This window comes from Leclercia sp. LSNIH1, from assembly GCF_002902985.1.
Taxonomy (GTDB): domain Bacteria; phylum Pseudomonadota; class Gammaproteobacteria; order Enterobacterales; family Enterobacteriaceae; genus Enterobacter.
Genome location: NZ_CP026167.1, coordinates 2,335,717 through 2,351,828 on the forward strand (window position 1 = coordinate 2,335,717; position 16,112 = coordinate 2,351,828).

A 16,112-nucleotide genomic window follows, 5' to 3' on the forward strand; every position below is an offset into this window, starting at 1 on the left:
TAAGCATCAGGGATAACCCACTGTCGGCACACATGTCAATGCGCTTAGCACAACGTGGCGATAATCACCCGGTCGGCATTAAAATATGCGGTCGCCTCAGCACCTTCTTCTAAATCCTGGCTCTGGGCCAGCGGCACGGTGGCGCAGAGCGTCTGGCCGTCGGGCAGGGTCATCAGCACTTCACACTGCTCGTCGCCACGGTCGATATGGTTGATAACTCCCTGTAGCTGGTTATCCGCCTGTTTTGCCGTTTCCCTGTCCAGCGTGATGTTGACCCATGGCGCTTTCAGCAGCACCAGCACCTCTTTGCCCTCATCCAGCCCCAGCCGCTTGCCGCTCTGGGCCGTAATGGCAACTTTCAGGCGGGTGGTGCCGTCGGCGAGTAAAATATCGACATGCTGCTGGACCTGGTCATCATCGCGGGCGGTGACCGTGCCAAACCACTGGTTGCGGGCGCTGGTTTGCAAAGAGAAACGCGAGATGGCGCCGAGCAGGCTGTCCAGCGGCAGGGCGTCGTCATCGCTTAAAACATCAAAGGCCTTTTGCTGGATCTGCGCCAGCAGGTCATAGAGCTGGATCAGCCGCTGCCCGTAGCGCGTCAGGATGGCACCGCCGCCGCCTTTGCCGCCGGTGGCGCGATCGACCAGGGTCTGTTCGCTCAGCGTGTTCATCTCGTTGATGGCATCCCACGCGCTTTTATAGCTAATTCCGGCGTTTTTTGCCCCCTGGCTGATGGAGCCGGTTTGCTCAATTTGCTTGAGCAGGGCAATGCGGCGGGGATCGGCGAACAGTTTTTGCGAAAGACGTAGGGTGAGGAGAATTTCGGCCTGCATAACAATGTCCTGGCAAAAGGGTTATTGTGACGTAATTCGTTACCGGCGCAAACTGTACCGCACAAAAGGGGATGTAATTCTCGCTTTTCCGGTTAGAATAAGGCAATTCACATTGTCTGGAGAAAGCCATGTTAGAGTTGCTGAAAAGTCTGGTATTCGCCGTGATCATGGTACCAGTGGTGATGGCTATCATCCTCGGTGCCATCTACGGCCTGGGTGAGGTGTTCAACATCTTTTCCAATGTCGGCCACAGAAAACAGCCGAAAAAACAGCATTAATTCCCTTTTAAAACGCCCGGTTCCGCCGGGCGTTTTGCTCTCAAGTTTCCCCCTTCCTCGCCGATACTATTTTCAGGACAAAATTGATCTACTCCCCGATCGGTACGATTTAACGCTGGGCAAACCTGACGGTTATCGTTATATTTCAATTTATATAACGGTCTTTGCAGGAGCTTTAAATGAAACGTACATGGTCAGGATTGGTTACGGGCGTGACGCTGACACTCACGCTGGCCGGCCAGGCGCTGGCAGACGAAGGCAAGATCACCGTCTTTGCCGCCGCATCACTGACGAACGCAATGCAGGATATTGCCGCGGTGTATAAAAAAGAGAAAAACGTCGACGTGGTGTCGTCATTTGCCTCTTCGTCCACTCTGGCGCGACAGATTGAAGCAGGCGCCCCTGCCGACCTCTTTATATCGGCCGATCAGAAGTGGATGGATTACGCCGTCGATAAAAAAGCGGTTGATGCGGCGAGCCGTGTCACCCTGCTCGGCAACAGCCTGGTTGTGGTGGCGCCGAAAGCCAGCGCCCAGAGCGAGGTGGCTATCAACAAGGAGACGCCCTGGAGCAGCCTGCTGAAAGGGGGGCGTCTGGCGGTGGGCGATCCGGAACACGTTCCGGCAGGCATTTACGCTAAAGAGGCGCTGCAAAAACTGGGTGCCTGGGAGACGCTGGCTCCTGAACTGGCGCCTGCGGAAGATGTGCGCGGCGCGCTGGCACTGGTGGCGCGCAATGAAGCGCCGCTTGGGATCGTCTACGGTTCCGATGCGGTTGCTGAAAAAGGGGTGAAAGTGGTGGGTACGTTCCCTGAAGACTCGCATAAGAAAGTGGAATATCCTGTGGCCATCATTGATGGACATAAAAACGCAACCGTCAGCGCCTTTTACGATTATCTGAAGGGGCCGCAGGCGTCTGCCATCTTTAAACGTTACGGATTTACGACGCACGAATGATATTGACCGATCCCGAATGGCAGGCCGTGCTGCTGAGCCTGAAAGTCTCTTCCCTCGCGGTTGCATTGAGTTTGCCCTTTGGGATCTTTTTCGCCTGGTTACTGGTTCGCTGTCAGTTTCCGGGCAAAGCACTCCTCGACAGTATTTTGCACCTTCCTCTGGTGCTGCCGCCGGTGGTGGTAGGGTATCTGCTGCTGATTGCCATGGGGCGGCGCGGTTTTATCGGCGAGCGCCTGTATGAGTGGTTTGGCATTAGCTTTGCCTTCAGCTGGCGCGGCGCCGTGCTGGCGGCGGCGGTGATGTCATTCCCGCTGATGGTACGGGCGATCCGCCTGGCGCTGGAAGGGGTCGATCTTAAACTTGAACAGGCGGCCCGTACCCTCGGGGCCGGGCGCTGGCGCGTCTTTTTCACCATTACGCTTCCCCTGACGCTGCCGGGCATTATTGTCGGCACGGTGCTGGCATTTGCCCGCTCGCTGGGGGAGTTTGGCGCCACCATCACTTTTGTTTCCAACATTCCGGGCGAAACACGCACTCTCCCGTCGGCCATGTATACCCTGATCCAGACCCCGGGTGGCGAGGGGGCTGCGGCGCGGTTGTGCCTGATCTCCATTGTGCTGGCGCTGGTGTCGCTGCTGGTGTCGGAGTGGCTGGCGCGCATCAGCCGTGAACGGATGGGGAAATAATCATGCTGGAACTCAATTTTACCCAGACGCTGGGCGATCACTGCCTGACCCTCAACGAAACCCTGCCAGCCAGCGGCATTACCGCCATTTTTGGCGTCTCCGGCGCGGGCAAAACGTCGCTAATCAACGCGATAAGCGGGCTGACGCGACCTCAGACGGGGCGGATCGTACTCAACGATCGGGTGCTGAACGATGCCGAAAAGCGTATTTTTCTCGCGCCAGAAAAGCGCCGGATTGGTTATGTCTTCCAGGACGCCAGGCTGTTTCCCCATTACAAAGTACTGGGTAACCTGCGTTACGGCATGGCGAAAAGCATGGCCGGGCAGTTCGATAAGCTGGTGGCTTTGCTGGGCATTGAGCACCTGCTTGACCGGCTGCCGTCGTCGCTGTCGGGCGGCGAAAAGCAGCGCGTGGCGATAGGCCGGGCGCTGCTTACTGCCCCGGAACTGCTGCTGCTGGACGAACCGCTGGCCTCCCTCGATATCCCCCGTAAGCGCGAGCTGCTGCCTTATCTGCAGCGCCTGGCCCGCGAAATCAACATCCCGATGCTCTATGTGAGCCATTCGCTGGATGAGATCCTGCATCTGGCCGATAAGGTACTGGTGCTGGAAAATGGCAGCGTGAAAGCGTTCGGTAATCTGGAAGAGGTGTGGGGGAGCAGCGTAATGCATCCCTGGCTGCCGCAGGAGCAGCAAAGCAGCATTCTGAAGGTGAGCGTGCTGGAACACCATCCGCACTATGCCATGACCGCCCTGGCTATCGGCGATCAGCATGTCTGGGTCAACAAGCTGGATAAACCGCTGCAAACCAACCTGCGCATTCGCATTCAGGCGTCCGATGTCTCGCTGGTACTCCAGCCGCCGCTACAGAGCAGCATCCGTAATATTCTGCGCGCCAAGGTCGCCCAGTGTTACGACGACAACGGTCAGGTGGAGGTGCAGCTGGAGATTGGCAGCCGCACGCTGTGGGCCCGCATCAGCCCGTGGGCCAGAGATGAACTGGGGATCAAACCTGGCCTCTGGCTCTACGCGCAGATCAAGAGCGTCTCCATCACCACCTGATCACAGCAGACGGGTATAGATAAATTCGGCGATGCTGTTGGTGGTGTTATCGCCGATCACCACATTCGCGCGCGCTTTGACGGCGTCGTCCGCATTCCCCATCGCCACTCCGGTACCAGCCGCTTCCAGCATGCTGATGTCATTGTAGTTATCGCCAAAGGCAATGACGTCCTTCATAGAGCCGCCGATGGATTCCACATACTCCGTCAGGCGTTTCCCCTTGCTGTTGCCTTTACGGGCGATATCCACCTGATCGTGCCACGACCATTCGCACTCCAGCCCCAGCGTCTGCTCAACCTGTGTGGCAAAGTCGTTGAGTTTGCCTGTGTCCTCACCGGTCAGGGCAAATTTCCAGATCGCGTTGACCTCACGGGCGGCCTGGGCGAGGGACGGCACCTGCGTGAAGACCGGGCGCTGCGCTTCCGGCAGCGCCTGTGCCCAGTTGCTGGTGCGAATCACGTGGCCGGTAGGACGCTCGTACAGCATCGCGTCGTCAACATACATCAGGCCGTGAATGGCATGCTCATCGAGCAGATCGATCAGTTGCAGCGCCTGCGGAACCGGTAAGGGATCGGCTTGCAGAACCTTTTTTGCTTGATAATCATACAAATAGGTTCCATTACAACAAATTGCAGGTGTATCTAACGCCAGTGCCTGATAAAAAGGATGAATAGCAACGTGATGCCGACCCGTCACGATGAGGAGTTGATATCCCACCTCCTGGGCACGCTTCAGTGCTTCAAGCGAAGAGGGGAGCAGGGTTTTTTGCGGCGTTAACAGCGTACCGTCTAAATCCAGTGCAATCACACGCGAGGTCATTTGATATTCCGGGTTAATGTTGAAAGGAGGGGATGCGCAGATGGTACACCGTGCAAGTAACGCTGCAAAATTCCTGGTTAAAATTCAGCATTCACCGTTAAAAACGACTATCCTGGTACATTACTTTTACGCGCAGTGAGGAAAGGAGCATTCATGAAACAAACCGTTTATACCGCCAGTCCTGAAAGCCAGCAGATCCATGTCTGGCGTCTGAATCCCGAAGGTTCGCTCACCCTGGTTCAGGTTGTCGATGTTCCCGGCCAGGTTCAGCCGATGGTGATCAGCCCGGATAAACGTTTCCTGTATGTGGGTGTTCGCCCGGAGTTCCGCGTGCTCGCGTACCGTATCTCGCCTGAAGATGGCGCTCTGACATACACGGCCGAAGCCGCGCTGCCCGGCAGCCCGACGCATATCTCCACCGATCTGCAGGGACGCTTCATTTTTAGCGGCTCCTACAATGCCGGCTGCGTCAGCGTAACCCGTCTGGATGATGGTATTCCTGGCGAAACCGTTGAGGTGGTTGAAGGGCTGGAAGGGTGCCACTCGGCGAACATCTCCCCGGATAACCGCACTCTGTGGGTGCCGGCGCTGAAGCAGGATCGCATCTGCCTGTTTACGCTGGGTGATGACGGCAAGCTGACCGCGCAGAACCCGGCGGAAGTGGCTACCGTTGAAGGGGCCGGGCCGCGTCATATGGCATTCCATCCGAATCAGCAGTACGCCTACGTGGTGAATGAGCTGAACTGCACGGTAGACGTCTGGGCCTTGCGCGATCCGCACGGCAAGATTGAGTGCGTGCAGACCCTGGACATGATGCCGTCTGATTTCACCGATACCCGTTGGGGGGCAGATATCCATATCACACCTGATGGCCGTCACCTCTATACCTGTGACCGTACCTCCAGCCTGATCACCGTGTTTAGTGTTTCGGAAGATGGTAGCGTGCTGGCTATCGAAGGCTTCCAGCCAACCGAAACGCAGCCGCGCGGCTTCAACGTCGATCACAGCGGTAAATTCCTGATTGCGGCGGGGCAAAAATCGCACCATATCGCGCTGTATGAAATTCAGGGTGAGCAGGGGCTGCTTGAAGAGATGGGACGTTACGCCGTCGGCCAGGGGCCAATGTGGGTGGTGGTTAACGCGCACTAAGACGGATGAAATAAAAAAACCTCGCGAATGCGAGGTTTTTTTATGCCCGGTGGTAGCCGGGTGAGCACATCAACATAAACCAACCGCCTTATATTAGCGTCGTACTGACCCTTTGCACAACGTCAGTTGCTTAATCCTGGAAGAGTGACTCGTAGTGATATTAACTTAAATGTTTGAATAATATTGATTTTAACCGCGCTCCTTTATAAATTCCTATTTGATAAAAGACTGTTTAAATATCCAGTCTCGTCTGCTTATAATCAGAACTGTTGGTGTAGATGTGTGGCAGTCCGCAATCTGGGATCACTTTTAAGTCCTGGCTGGCGGGTGGTGCCGTCAGTGCCTTAACTGCGGAGCACATCAACATAAACCAACGCCCACTGGCGACAGGCAGCGGAAAGGTAAGTCAGTGGAAGTGCTCCTGACCCAAGGAGTGGCGTATGAGCATGATGGGATGGATAATTCTGTTCCTGCAACTCATGGTTGCAGTTCTGCAACTGCTGGATGCGTATCTTAAAACCGGTGCCTGACGTGTTCAGCCGCAGCATTAAGGGGGAGTTGCTCCCCCTTTTTGCTAAATATTTACTGCTTCGGCTCTGCGATCACTTTACTTCCCACGCCGCGGTTGTTGTATTCCCACATGCGGTTGAAGTTAGCGTCGTTGAGGTTACGCTGCACGTTGCCTTTCTCATCCACCGCACCGGTGTTACCCGCATACGGACGCTGAGAGATGGCGGCGTTGCCCCACGGTTTAGCCATATTAAAGCCTTCGTTGATCACGCTGTCGCGGATCACCACCTGACCGTTAGTGGCGGAATCGACATCCAGGGAGCGGCCGAGTTGTGCCACGCCGTCGCCCATCGCGGTAAAGCGGCTGTTCACTGCCAGGAAGCCGTAGAACAGATTGGACTGCGTCGCAGGGGCGAAGACGTAGCCTTCCTGCTGGGTACGGGTGTTCATGACGCGGAAATCGGTGTTATCAAACACCACGGCACCGCGACCAGAAACCATATCCACATCCCCTTCAATGTAGCTGTTGGTCACCAGCGTACGGGTGATACGGTTGTTTTTCAGGGTGTTGTCAACGCCGCTGTTAGTGACGAAGAAGGTGTTCTGGCGACCCAGAATGTTCACCTTGTCGATTTGCACCCGATCGCCATCGCTGCGCAGAGCCACCGCCTGGTGGTTTCCGGCATCCACGCTGTCACCCAGATTGTTTTCAATGGTCAGGTTCTGCAGCTGCAGACCGTTGTTCTGCGACCAGAAGACCGCGGAACACATCAGGCCAACGGTGGCGCTGTGCTTGCTCTGGCAACGGTCGAACATATACCAGGCCGGTTTGCCCGGCATATATTTGCCGCCCGGGTTAACCAGGTGACGCCAGGTTGCGGTGTCGATCTCGGAGTCGATCGCCAGACCAATTTTGACATCGATCGGTTTTTCACCCGTACCGTAGATCGTCACGCTCCCCGGCGCGGCGGGCACATACACAGTACCTTCGTATTCGCCCGGTAAAATGGCGATGTACTGACGGGAGCTGCTGTGCTTAGCAATGGCAGCATCGACTGCCGCCTGGATGGAGGTGTGCGTCACGCCCTGGGTTCCCGCCGGGCCAACCACAAAGTTCGGCTGCTCAGGCAGGCGGATGGCATAAGGACTCCACGGCGCCGCGTTCGGATCCATGGCCGTAAAGTAGCGAGCCTGCTGGAAGTTTTTCGCTTCGTCAGCGGAGAGGATCGGACGGGAAGCCGTGCCCGGCGCAACCTGCTCTGATGGCAGTTGATCCGGCGGAGTAGAGCTGCACGCCGATAACGTCACGCCAAATGCGAGTGCCAGCGCCAGACGAGAAATCCTGGAAATGTTCAAGGGAAGCTCCTGCAAAACATATCAATAGGGGGACAACTGAAATAGCCTGCTTTTTTATACTAAGTTGAGCGAAACGGGAAGAATAAAAGGCAAAAAGTTGCTTTTTCTTCCCGCGGTTAGCGAGGAAGTTGTCACAAATAAATAACAATCTCGGTAAAGGCGATTGACAGGGCGACAGGAATGAAAATAAATGTCTATACAACCCATGACAAGTGGAAGCCCGATGCTGCAACTTTATCCTGACGATCTGATCTGGCGTAACCTGCGCCTCGCGACGCTGGATCCCGACCACGACACCCCCTATGGCCTGCTGGAAAACCGGGCATTGATTGTGCGCGGTGAGACCATCCTGGCCATCGTGCCGGAATCTGACCTGCCGGAGGATCTGCCCAACATCATCGATTTACAGGGGCGGCTGGTGACGCCGGGCCTGATCGACTGCCATACGCATCTGGTGTTTGGTGGCGATCGTGCCGCCGAGTGGGAGCAGCGACTCAACGGCGTCTCTTATCAGACCATCAGCGCTCAGGGCGGCGGGATTAACGCCACGGTCACTGCCACCCGGGAGAGCACGCCTGAGCTGCTCGAACAGCTTGCGCAGCAGCGCTTGCAGCGCTTAATGCGCGAGGGTGTCACCACCCTCGAGATAAAGTCGGGTTACGGCCTGGATGACGAATCCGAAGAGAAGATGCTGCGCGTGGCCCGGCGTCTTGCACAGACCAACCCGATGGAGATCAGCCCGACGCTGCTTGCGGCGCACGCCGTGCCGAAGGCGTATCGCCACGATCCGGATGCCTACATCGACCATGTTTGTCAGCACATGCTGCCTGCACTGTGGGAAAAAGGGCTCTTCGAAGCTGTGGATGTCTTCTGCGAAAATGTCGGGTTTACGCCCGAACAGAGCGAGCGGGTGTTCCAGGCGGCGCAGAAGCTGGGCATTCCCATTAAAGGCCACGTTGAGCAGCTCTCCAGTCTCGGCGGCACTGCGCTGGTGAGTCGTTACCATGGGCTCTCCGCCGATCATATTGAATATCTCGACGAGGCTGGTGTCGACGCGATGGCGCAGAGCGGCACCGTGGCGGTGTTACTCCCCAGCGCATTTTACTTTTTACAGGAGCGACAGCGCCCGCCGGTTGCGCGGTTACGCCAGCGGGGGATACCGATGGCGGTCGCCACGGACTACAACCCGGGCACCAGTCCGTTCGCCAGCCTGCACCTGGCGATGAACATGGCCTGCGTCCAGTTTGGCTTAACCCCGGAAGAGGCGTGGGCAGGTGTCACCCGGCATGCGGCGAAGGCGCTGGGCCGCGGTGAGACCCACGGCCAGCTGAAGGCGGGGTTTGTCGCCGATCTGGCCATCTGGGATGCGAAAAACCCGGTGGAGATGGTCTATGAGCCGGGTCGTAACCCGCTTTATCAGCGCGTATTCAGAGGAAAAACAGTATGAGCCTGTGGCAGCCGGTTTCACCGGACGTCTGGCAAGGCCGTGACGACAGCAGCGAGGCCAGCAACGCGCTGCGCCTGTTTCAGACCGTGCAACTTAGCGACACGCCAATGCCGACCGGTGACGGTATCGCCCTGATTGGCTTCGCCTGTGACGAAGGGGTCAGACGCAATCAGGGTCGCCCCGGCGCCGCCCAGGCACCGGATGTGTTACGCCGTGCGCTGGCGAACATGGCGAGCCACCAGGGGCACGATCGGCTGATGGATATGGGTAACATTGGCGTAGAGGGCAATGCGCTGGAGGCGGCCCAGCAGGCCCTGAGCGAGACGGTCACCGCCTGCCAGCAGGCGGGCATGCGCACCTTAGTTTTTGGCGGCGGACATGAAACCGCCTGGGCCCATGGTCGCGGCGTGCTGGATGCCTTTCCCGGCGAGCGGGTGGCGATCGTCAACCTCGATGCCCATCTCGATCTGCGAAACGCCCGCCAGGCGACCTCCGGCACGCCGTTCCGCCAGCTGGCCCGGTACTGCGCCGCGCAGCAGCGTGAGTTTTACTATGCCTGTCTGGGCGTCAGCCGTGCGGCCAATACTCAGGCGCTGTGGGATGAGGCTGCGCGCCTGAACGTTACGCTGGTGGAGGATCTCGATTTCCGGCAGCAGGCGCTGGACGCGCTCACAACGCTTCTTGAACAGGCAGATCGTGTCTACCTGACTATCGATCTCGACGTCATGCCTGCCGGGGAGATGCCCGCCGTGTCGGCCCCCGCCGCGCTGGGGGTTCCCGCCCGGGATCTGCTCCCGGTCATCGAGCAGATCTGTCGCAGCGGCAAACTGCAGGCGGCCGATCTGGTTGAGTTCAGTCCCGGCTTCGATCGTGACAGCCAGGGGGCGAAGCTCGCCGCACGGCTGGCGTGGCAAATCGCTCACTGGTGGGCATAAAGCTTGTATATACTCGATTTTTTATGACGGCTTAAGGAATTGCTATGTTCTCTCGCGCCCCGCAGCAGCAGGCCAGTGCGCCAGCCCCTTTCTATGAAAAGGTCAAGCAGGCGATCAGCCATCAAATCGCCACCGGCGTCTGGCGTCCCCACGATCGTATCCCGTCCGAGGCGGAGCTGGTGGCCCAGTTCGGCTTTAGCCGGATGACCATCAACCGCGCGCTGCGGGAGCTGACCGATGAGGGGCTGCTGGTGCGCCTGCAGGGGGTCGGCACCTTTGTCGCCGAGCCAAAAGGGCAGTCAGCGCTGTTTGAGATCCGCAGCATTGCCGATGAGATCGCCTCCCGCAACCATCAGCACCGGTGTGAAGTGCAGTTCCTCGAAGAGACGCAGGCCAGCGCCGCCCAGGCGGTAGCGTTGAACGTCAAAGAGGGATCGCGCATCTTTCACTCCCTGATGTTGCACTATGAAAATGACGTCCCGGTGCAGATAGAGGATCGCTGCGTCAATGCCGCACTGGTGCCGGACTACCTTCAGCAGGACTACACCACCACCACGCCCCATGCTTATCTGTCGCGGGTTGCGCCGCTGACGGAAGGGGAGCATATCGTCGAGGCGGTGCGGGCCACGCCGAAGGAGTGCGAACTGCTGCGCATCAAGGAGCACGACCCCTGCCTGCTGATCCACCGCCGCACCTGGTCAGCCTCCCATATCGTCTCCCATGCCCGGCTGCTCTTCCCCGGCAACCGCTACCGGCTGCAGGGCCATTTTATGTCATAAGCGAAAAGCGTGATTGCTGACGCAATATAACAAAAATGTATCGTAATTGTTAAAACCGGTCTTGTGTGCACTTGTCTATACAAGTATATCTTACTGTATATTCTGTCCCCTATGAGGAGCACACAATGTCGTCAGGTAAGTTTCGCCAGCAAGAGATCCGCGCCCCACGTGGCACCCGGCTGACTGCCAAAAGCTGGCTCACCGAAGCCCCGCTGCGCATGTTAATGAATAACCTCGATCCCGACGTGGCGGAAAACCCTCACGAGCTGGTGGTCTATGGCGGGATTGGCCGCGCCGCGCGCAACTGGGCGTGCTATGACGCCATTGTCGCCGCGCTTACTGAACTGGAAAGCGACGAAACCCTGCTGGTGCAGTCCGGCAAACCGGTCGGCGTGTTCAAAACCCACGAAAACGCCCCGCGCGTGCTGATCGCCAACTCCAACCTGGTGCCGCACTGGGCCACCTGGGAACACTTTAACGAGCTGGAAGCGAAAGGGCTGGCGATGTATGGCCAGATGACCGCCGGCAGCTGGATCTACATTGGCAGCCAGGGCATCGTCCAGGGGACCTACGAGACCTTTGTCGAAGCAGGCCGCCAACACTATAACGGCTCCCTGAAAGGCCGCTGGGTACTCACCGCGGGCCTGGGCGGTATGGGCGGCGCACAGCCGCTGGCGGCAACCCTGGCGGGGGCTTGCTCCCTGAATATTGAGTGCCAGCAGAGCCGCATCGATTTCCGTCTGCGGACTCGCTACGTCGATGAGCAGGCCGAAACGCTTGACGACGCCCTGGCGCGCATCCAGAAATATACCGCCGAGGGACGGGCCGTCTCCATTGCCCTGTGCGGTAACGCCGCCGAGATCCTACCGGAACTGGTGGCGCGCGGCGTGCGCCCGGACCTGGTCACCGACCAGACCAGCGCCCACGATCCGCTGCACGGCTACCTGCCAAAAGGCTGGAGCTGGGAAGCTTACCAGCAGAAAGCGCAGCAGGATCCGGAAGGCACCGTGCTGGCGGCGAAGCGTTCCATGGCTGACCACGTTAACGCGATGCTGGCCTTCAGCCAACAGGGTGTACCGACTTTCGATTACGGCAACAACATCCGTCAGATGGCGAAAGAGATGGGCGTGACCAACGCCTTCGACTTCCCGGGCTTTGTCCCGGCCTATATCCGTCCGCTGTTCTGCCGCGGGATTGGCCCATTCCGTTGGGTGGCCCTCTCCGGCGACCCGGAGGATATCTACAAAACCGACGCCAAAGTGAAAGAGATCATTCCCGATGATGAGCACCTCCATCACTGGCTGGACATGGCCCGCGAGCGCATCAACTTCCAGGGACTGCCGGCGCGGATCTGCTGGGTTGGGCTGGAGTGGCGCCAGAAGCTGGGCCTGGCCTTCAACGAAATGGTGCGCAGCGGTGAAGTCTCCGCGCCCATCGTCATTGGTCGCGACCATCTCGACTCCGGCTCGGTTGCCAGCCCGAACCGCGAAACTGAAGCGATGCAGGACGGCTCCGACGCGGTCTCCGACTGGCCGCTGCTGAACGCGCTGCTCAACACTGCCAGCGGCGCCACCTGGGTCTCGCTGCACCACGGCGGCGGGGTGGGCATGGGCTTCTCCCAGCATGCCGGGATGGTGATCGTCTGCGACGGCACCGATGAAGCCGCGGCCCGTATTGCCCGCGTCCTGCACAACGATCCGGCGACAGGCGTTATGCGCCATGCCGATGCCGGGTATGACATTGCCATCGACTGCGCGAAAGAGCGGGGACTCAACCTGCCGATGATCGCGGCCACACAAGGAAAGCACTAATGAACGCCTTAACCCTGACGCCCGGCTCCCTTACCCTGGCCCAGCTGCGCCAGATCTGGCAGCAGCCGCACCAGTTGACGCTCGATGAGGCGGCCCATAAGGCGATTAACGACAGCGTCGCCTGCGTGGAAGCCATTGTTGCCGAAGGGCGCACCGCCTACGGCATTAACACCGGGTTTGGCCTGCTGGCGCAGACGCGCATCGCCACCCACGATCTGGAAAACCTGCAACGTTCGCTGGTGTTGTCCCACGCGGCGGGCGTGGGCGACCCGCTGGATGATGACATGGTGCGCCTGATGATGGTGCTGAAGATCAACAGCCTGGCGCGCGGTTTCTCCGGCATCCGCCTGAGCGTGATTGAGGCGCTGATTGCCATGGTCAATGCGGGCGTCTACCCGTGGATCCCGGCCAAAGGCTCGGTGGGTGCCTCCGGCGATCTGGCGCCGCTGGCGCACATGTCTCTGACCCTGCTCGGCGAAGGCAAAGCCCGCTACCGTGGCGAATGGCTCCCGGCCGCTACCGCCCTGCAAAAAGCGGGGCTGGCCCCGGTGACGCTGGCGGCGAAAGAGGGGCTGGCCCTGCTGAACGGCACCCAGGCCTCCACCGCCTTTGCCCTGCGCGGCCTGTTTGAAGCTGAAGATCTCTTTGCCTCGGCGGTGGTCTGCGGGGCGCTGACCACCGAAGCGGTGCTCGGCTCCCGGCGCCCGTTTGATGCCCGTATCCACGAGGTGCGCGGCCAGCGCGGGCAGATCGACGCCGCGGCGCTGTTCCGCCACGTTCTGACCGACACCAGCGCCATTGCCGACTCGCATCATAACTGCGACAAGGTGCAGGATCCCTACTCCCTGCGCTGTCAGCCGCAGGTAATGGGTGCCTGCCTGACCCAGCTGCGCCAGGCGGCAGAGGTGCTACTGGTGGAATCCAATGCCGTCTCCGACAACCCGCTGGTCTTCGCGGCGGAAAGTGAGGTGGTCTCCGGCGGCAACTTCCATGCCGAACCGGTGGCGATGGCGGCGGATAATCTGGCCCTGGCGATTGCCGAGATCGGCGCGCTCTCTGAACGCCGTATCGCGCTGATGATGGATAAACATATGTCCCAGCTGCCGCCGTTCCTGGTGCGCAATGGCGGGGTGAACTCCGGCTTTATGATTGCCCAGGTCACCGCCGCGGCGCTGGCGAGCGAGAACAAGGCGCTGTCCCACCCGCACAGCGTGGACAGTCTGCCCACCTCCGCCAACCAGGAAGACCATGTCTCAATGGCCCCGGCAGCAGGCCGTCGCTTATGGGAGATGACGGGTAATACCCGTGGCGTGCTGGCGGTCGAGTGGCTGGCGGCAGCGCAGGGCTGCGATTTGCGTGATGGCCTCACCTCCAGCCCGCTGCTGGAGCAGGCGCGTCATATCCTGCGGGAGCAGGTGGCGCACTATGATGATGATCGCTTCTTCGCCCCGGACATTGATGCAGCGATGGATCTGCTGAAGAAAGGGAGTCTGGCGGGGATGTTACCAGCCTTCCTGTAATACACGCCCGGTGGCGCTACGCTTACCGGGCCTACAAATGCCACCGTAGGCCGGGTAAGGTGAAGCCGCCACCCGGCAAATGCCCGGCGGCGCTGCGCTTGCACGGGCCGACGGTTTTGTGCGGTTTCCGGGACTGCTTTTTTTATGAATACATCGCCGTAATGGAGGCACTTCCCAGGGTGTGGAAATGGACGTTAAAGCCCACCATCGCGCCGCTCGCCTCCTCATCCACCTCAATCCTTTCCACATCCAGGGCATGCACCGTGAAGATATAGCGATGGGTTTCGCCCTTAGGGGGTGCCGCGCCGCCATATCCCGCTTTGCCAAAATCGGTGCGGGTCTCTACGGCACCCTCCGGCAGCGCCACCAGCGACGAGCCTGACCCCTGCGGCAGCACGCGGATATCGGCCGGGATATTGGCGACAACCCAGTGCCACCAGCCGGAGCCGGTAGGCGCATCGGGATCGTAGCAGGTCACGACAAAGCTCTTGGTGCCCGGCGGCACCTCGTCCCACGCCAGATGCGGAGAGATGTTATCTCCCTCGTAACCCATACCGTTAAATACGTGGCGCAGCGGGAGTTTATCGCCGTCGCGCAGATCCTTACTGATGAGTTTCATACTGTTCCTCCGTAATAAGCTCAGCCAGAAGTGTAACGCATAAACTAGATCGCAAAGTGCGCAGGTTCCTGTACGGCATCCACCACCGCGGCGGTCAGCTTGCTGAGCTGGTCACGGCTGATCGGATACGGCGGCATCAGATAGATTAGCTTGCCGAACGGCCGCACCCAGACGCCGCGCGCCACAAAGAAGCGTTGCAGCGCCGCCATGTTCACCGGGTGGGTCGTTTCGACGACGCCGATGGCCCCCAGCACCCGCACGTCGGCGACACATTCTGCCTCCCGCGCCGTCGCCAGTTCATCCTTCAGCTGGGCTTCGATGGCGGCCACCTGGGTCTGCCACTCGCCGCTCTCCAGCAATGCCAGACTTTCACTGGCGACGGCGCAGGCCAGCGGGTTACCCATAAAGGTCGGACCGTGCATAAAGCAGCCCGCCTCGCCGTTGCTGATGGTCTCGGCCACCAGGCGGGTGGTGAGGGTGGCGGAGAGGGTCATGGTGCCGCCGGTCAGGGCTTTGCCGAGGCAGAGAATGTCCGGCGTAATCCCCGCGTGCTCGCAGGCAAACAGTTTACCGGTGCGCCCGAAGCCGGTGGCAATCTCGTCGGCAATCAGCAGGATACCTTCCCGGTCGCACATCCTGCGGATGCGCTTCAGCCATTCGGGATGGTAGATGCGCATGCCGCCGGCACCCTGCACGATGGGCTCAAGGATCACCGCGGCAATCTCGTGGCGATGGGCGGCCATCAGGCGGGCAAAGCCGACCATATCCTTCTCATCCCACTCGCCGTCAAAGCGGCTCTGCGGCGCCGGTGCAAAGAGGTTCTCCGGCAGGTAGCCCTTCCACAGGCTGTGCATCGAGTTGTCGGGATCGCAGGCCGACATCGCCCCGAAGGTGTCGCCATGATAGCCGTTACGGAAGGTGAGGAACCGCTGGCGGGATTCGCCTTTGGCGTGCCAGTACTGCAACGCCATTTTCATCGCCACCTCCACCGCCACCGAGCCGGAGTCGGCCAGGAACACGCACTCCAGCGCGTCGGGGGTCATCGCCACCAGCCGACGGCAGAGATCTACCGCGGGAGGATGGGTGATCCCGCCGAACATCACGTGCGACATGCGGTCAATCTGCGCTTTCATCGCGCTGTTCAGCCGGGGGTGATTGTAGCCGTGAATGGCCGCCCACCAGGAGGACATCCCGTCTACCAGCTGTTCGCCGCTGGCCAGCGTCAGCTCGCAGCCGTGGGCTTCCGTCACCGGATAAACCGGCAGGGGCTGGGTCATGGAGGTGTAAGGATGCCAGATATGTTGCCGATCGAAGGCGAGATCGTCCGTTGTCATAATCGACTTGTAAACCATT

The 16,112-nt window shown here is 59.6% G+C and carries 16 protein-coding genes; 11 read left to right on the forward strand and 5 right to left on the reverse strand.

Translation table 11 applies throughout. The annotated features are described in order from the left end of the window. Positions 1-44: 44 nt before the first annotated feature. A complete protein-coding gene (gene modE, locus C2U54_RS11550) occupies positions 45-833 on the reverse strand; it encodes a molybdenum-dependent transcriptional regulator (RefSeq protein WP_103178742.1) in 789 nt (262 codons plus the stop codon). Between the two features lie 128 nt (positions 834-961). Between modE and C2U54_RS11555 the strand changes: the two genes are divergently transcribed. The 4 genes from C2U54_RS11555 to modC all read left to right on the forward strand — a co-directional run bounded on the left by C2U54_RS11555 (position 962) and on the right by modC (position 3,814). After that, complete coding sequence (locus tag C2U54_RS11555; RefSeq protein ID WP_103178743.1) at positions 962-1,111, forward strand: AcrZ family multidrug efflux pump-associated protein; 150 nt, start codon at positions 962-964, stop codon at positions 1,109-1,111. 179 nt (positions 1,112-1,290) lie between these two features. Further along, positions 1,291-2,067, forward strand: coding sequence for a molybdate ABC transporter substrate-binding protein (gene modA, locus C2U54_RS11560; RefSeq protein WP_103178744.1), 777 nt, complete (start codon positions 1,291-1,293; stop codon positions 2,065-2,067). After that, on the forward strand, positions 2,064-2,753 hold the full coding sequence (gene modB / locus C2U54_RS11565) for a molybdate ABC transporter permease subunit (RefSeq protein WP_103178745.1): 690 nt from the start codon (positions 2,064-2,066) through the stop codon (positions 2,751-2,753). The genes modA and modB overlap by 4 nt, the downstream gene beginning before the upstream one ends. 2 nt (positions 2,754-2,755) lie before the next feature. Continuing rightward, positions 2,756-3,814, forward strand: a complete 1,059-nt coding sequence (modC, locus tag C2U54_RS11570; protein WP_103178746.1) for a molybdenum ABC transporter ATP-binding protein ModC — start codon at positions 2,756-2,758, stop codon at positions 3,812-3,814. On the opposite strand, the gene C2U54_RS11575 is transcribed toward modC, so the two are convergent. Further along, positions 3,815-4,633: a pyridoxal phosphatase gene (locus C2U54_RS11575; RefSeq protein WP_103178747.1), complete on the reverse strand. Its 819-nt coding sequence runs from the start codon at positions 4,631-4,633 to the stop codon at positions 3,815-3,817. A 153-nt stretch (positions 4,634-4,786) separates the two neighbouring features. Here C2U54_RS11575 and pgl point away from each other — a divergent pair, with 153 nt between their 5' ends. Continuing rightward, entirely contained in the window at positions 4,787-5,782 is a 996-nt protein-coding gene (gene pgl, locus C2U54_RS11580) for a 6-phosphogluconolactonase (protein WP_103178748.1), read from the forward strand. Between the two features lie 440 nt (positions 5,783-6,222). Beyond that, positions 6,223-6,312 (forward strand): type I toxin-antitoxin system toxin TisB, encoded by a 90-nt coding sequence (tisB, locus tag C2U54_RS11585; protein ID WP_103178749.1) that lies wholly within the window; start codon positions 6,223-6,225, stop codon positions 6,310-6,312. Between the two features lie 52 nt (positions 6,313-6,364). On the opposite strand, the gene C2U54_RS11590 is transcribed toward tisB, so the two are convergent. Then, positions 6,365-7,648, reverse strand: a complete 1,284-nt coding sequence (locus C2U54_RS11590; RefSeq protein ID WP_103178750.1) for a putative acyl-CoA thioester hydrolase — start codon at positions 7,646-7,648, stop codon at positions 6,365-6,367. Between the two features lie 223 nt (positions 7,649-7,871). Here C2U54_RS11590 and hutI point away from each other — a divergent pair, with 223 nt between their 5' ends. The 5 genes from hutI (at position 7,872) to hutH (ending at position 14,140) form a co-directional block, all read left to right on the forward strand. Then, entirely contained in the window at positions 7,872-9,095 is a 1,224-nt protein-coding gene (hutI, locus tag C2U54_RS11595; RefSeq protein ID WP_103178751.1) for an imidazolonepropionase, read from the forward strand. Next, positions 9,092-10,030, forward strand: coding sequence for a formimidoylglutamase (gene hutG, locus C2U54_RS11600; protein WP_103178752.1), 939 nt, complete (start codon positions 9,092-9,094; stop codon positions 10,028-10,030). The genes hutI and hutG overlap by 4 nt, the downstream gene beginning before the upstream one ends. Positions 10,031-10,074: 44 nt before the next feature. Further along, on the forward strand, positions 10,075-10,809 hold the full coding sequence (locus tag C2U54_RS11605) for a histidine utilization repressor (RefSeq protein WP_103178753.1): 735 nt from the start codon (positions 10,075-10,077) through the stop codon (positions 10,807-10,809). Between the two features lie 125 nt (positions 10,810-10,934). Further along, a complete protein-coding gene (gene hutU / locus C2U54_RS11610) occupies positions 10,935-12,620 on the forward strand; it encodes a urocanate hydratase (protein ID WP_103178754.1) in 1,686 nt (561 codons plus the stop codon). Next, the gene (gene hutH, locus C2U54_RS11615; protein WP_103178755.1) at positions 12,620-14,140 is read left to right on the forward strand and encodes a histidine ammonia-lyase; all 1,521 of its coding nucleotides are present in this window, start codon (positions 12,620-12,622) and stop codon (positions 14,138-14,140) included. The genes hutU and hutH overlap by 1 nt, the downstream gene beginning before the upstream one ends. A gap of 142 nt (positions 14,141-14,282) precedes the next feature. On the opposite strand, the gene C2U54_RS11620 is transcribed toward hutH, so the two are convergent. Both C2U54_RS11620 and bioA read right to left on the reverse strand, forming a co-directional pair. Further along, positions 14,283-14,759 carry a kinase inhibitor gene (locus tag C2U54_RS11620; protein ID WP_103178756.1) on the reverse strand — a complete coding sequence of 159 codons (477 nt, stop codon included), beginning with the start codon at positions 14,757-14,759 and terminating at the stop codon, positions 14,283-14,285. Between the two features lie 44 nt (positions 14,760-14,803). Then, complete coding sequence (bioA, locus tag C2U54_RS11625) at positions 14,804-16,111, reverse strand: adenosylmethionine--8-amino-7-oxononanoate transaminase (RefSeq protein WP_103181050.1); 1,308 nt, start codon at positions 16,109-16,111, stop codon at positions 14,804-14,806. Position 16,112: the final 1 nt, after the last annotated feature.

Excerpts from the sequence above, each read along its gene's own strand:
- modE (WP_103178742.1), bottom strand. The coding sequence starts at position 833 with ATGCAGGCCGAAATTCTCCTCACCCTACGTCTTTCGCAAAAACTGTTC.
- C2U54_RS11555 (WP_103178743.1), top strand. The coding sequence starts at position 962 with ATGTTAGAGTTGCTGAAAAGTCTGGTATTCGCCGTGATCATGGTACCA.
- modA (WP_103178744.1), top strand. The coding sequence starts at position 1,291 with ATGAAACGTACATGGTCAGGATTGGTTACGGGCGTGACGCTGACACTC.
- modB (WP_103178745.1), top strand. The coding sequence starts at position 2,064 with ATGATATTGACCGATCCCGAATGGCAGGCCGTGCTGCTGAGCCTGAAA.
- modC (WP_103178746.1), top strand. The coding sequence starts at position 2,756 with ATGCTGGAACTCAATTTTACCCAGACGCTGGGCGATCACTGCCTGACC.
- C2U54_RS11575 (WP_103178747.1), bottom strand. The coding sequence starts at position 4,633 with ATGACCTCGCGTGTGATTGCACTGGATTTAGACGGTACGCTGTTAACG.
- pgl (WP_103178748.1), top strand. The coding sequence starts at position 4,787 with ATGAAACAAACCGTTTATACCGCCAGTCCTGAAAGCCAGCAGATCCAT.
- tisB (WP_103178749.1), top strand. The coding sequence starts at position 6,223 with ATGAGCATGATGGGATGGATAATTCTGTTCCTGCAACTCATGGTTGCA.
- hutI (WP_103178751.1), top strand. The coding sequence starts at position 7,872 with ATGCTGCAACTTTATCCTGACGATCTGATCTGGCGTAACCTGCGCCTC.
- hutG (WP_103178752.1), top strand. The coding sequence starts at position 9,092 with ATGAGCCTGTGGCAGCCGGTTTCACCGGACGTCTGGCAAGGCCGTGAC.
- C2U54_RS11605 (WP_103178753.1), top strand. The coding sequence starts at position 10,075 with ATGTTCTCTCGCGCCCCGCAGCAGCAGGCCAGTGCGCCAGCCCCTTTC.
- hutU (WP_103178754.1), top strand. The coding sequence starts at position 10,935 with ATGTCGTCAGGTAAGTTTCGCCAGCAAGAGATCCGCGCCCCACGTGGC.
- hutH (WP_103178755.1), top strand. The coding sequence starts at position 12,620 with ATGAACGCCTTAACCCTGACGCCCGGCTCCCTTACCCTGGCCCAGCTG.
- C2U54_RS11620 (WP_103178756.1), bottom strand. The coding sequence starts at position 14,759 with ATGAAACTCATCAGTAAGGATCTGCGCGACGGCGATAAACTCCCGCTG.
- bioA (WP_103181050.1), bottom strand. The coding sequence starts at position 16,111 with ATGGTTTACAAGTCGATTATGACAACGGACGATCTCGCCTTCGATCGG.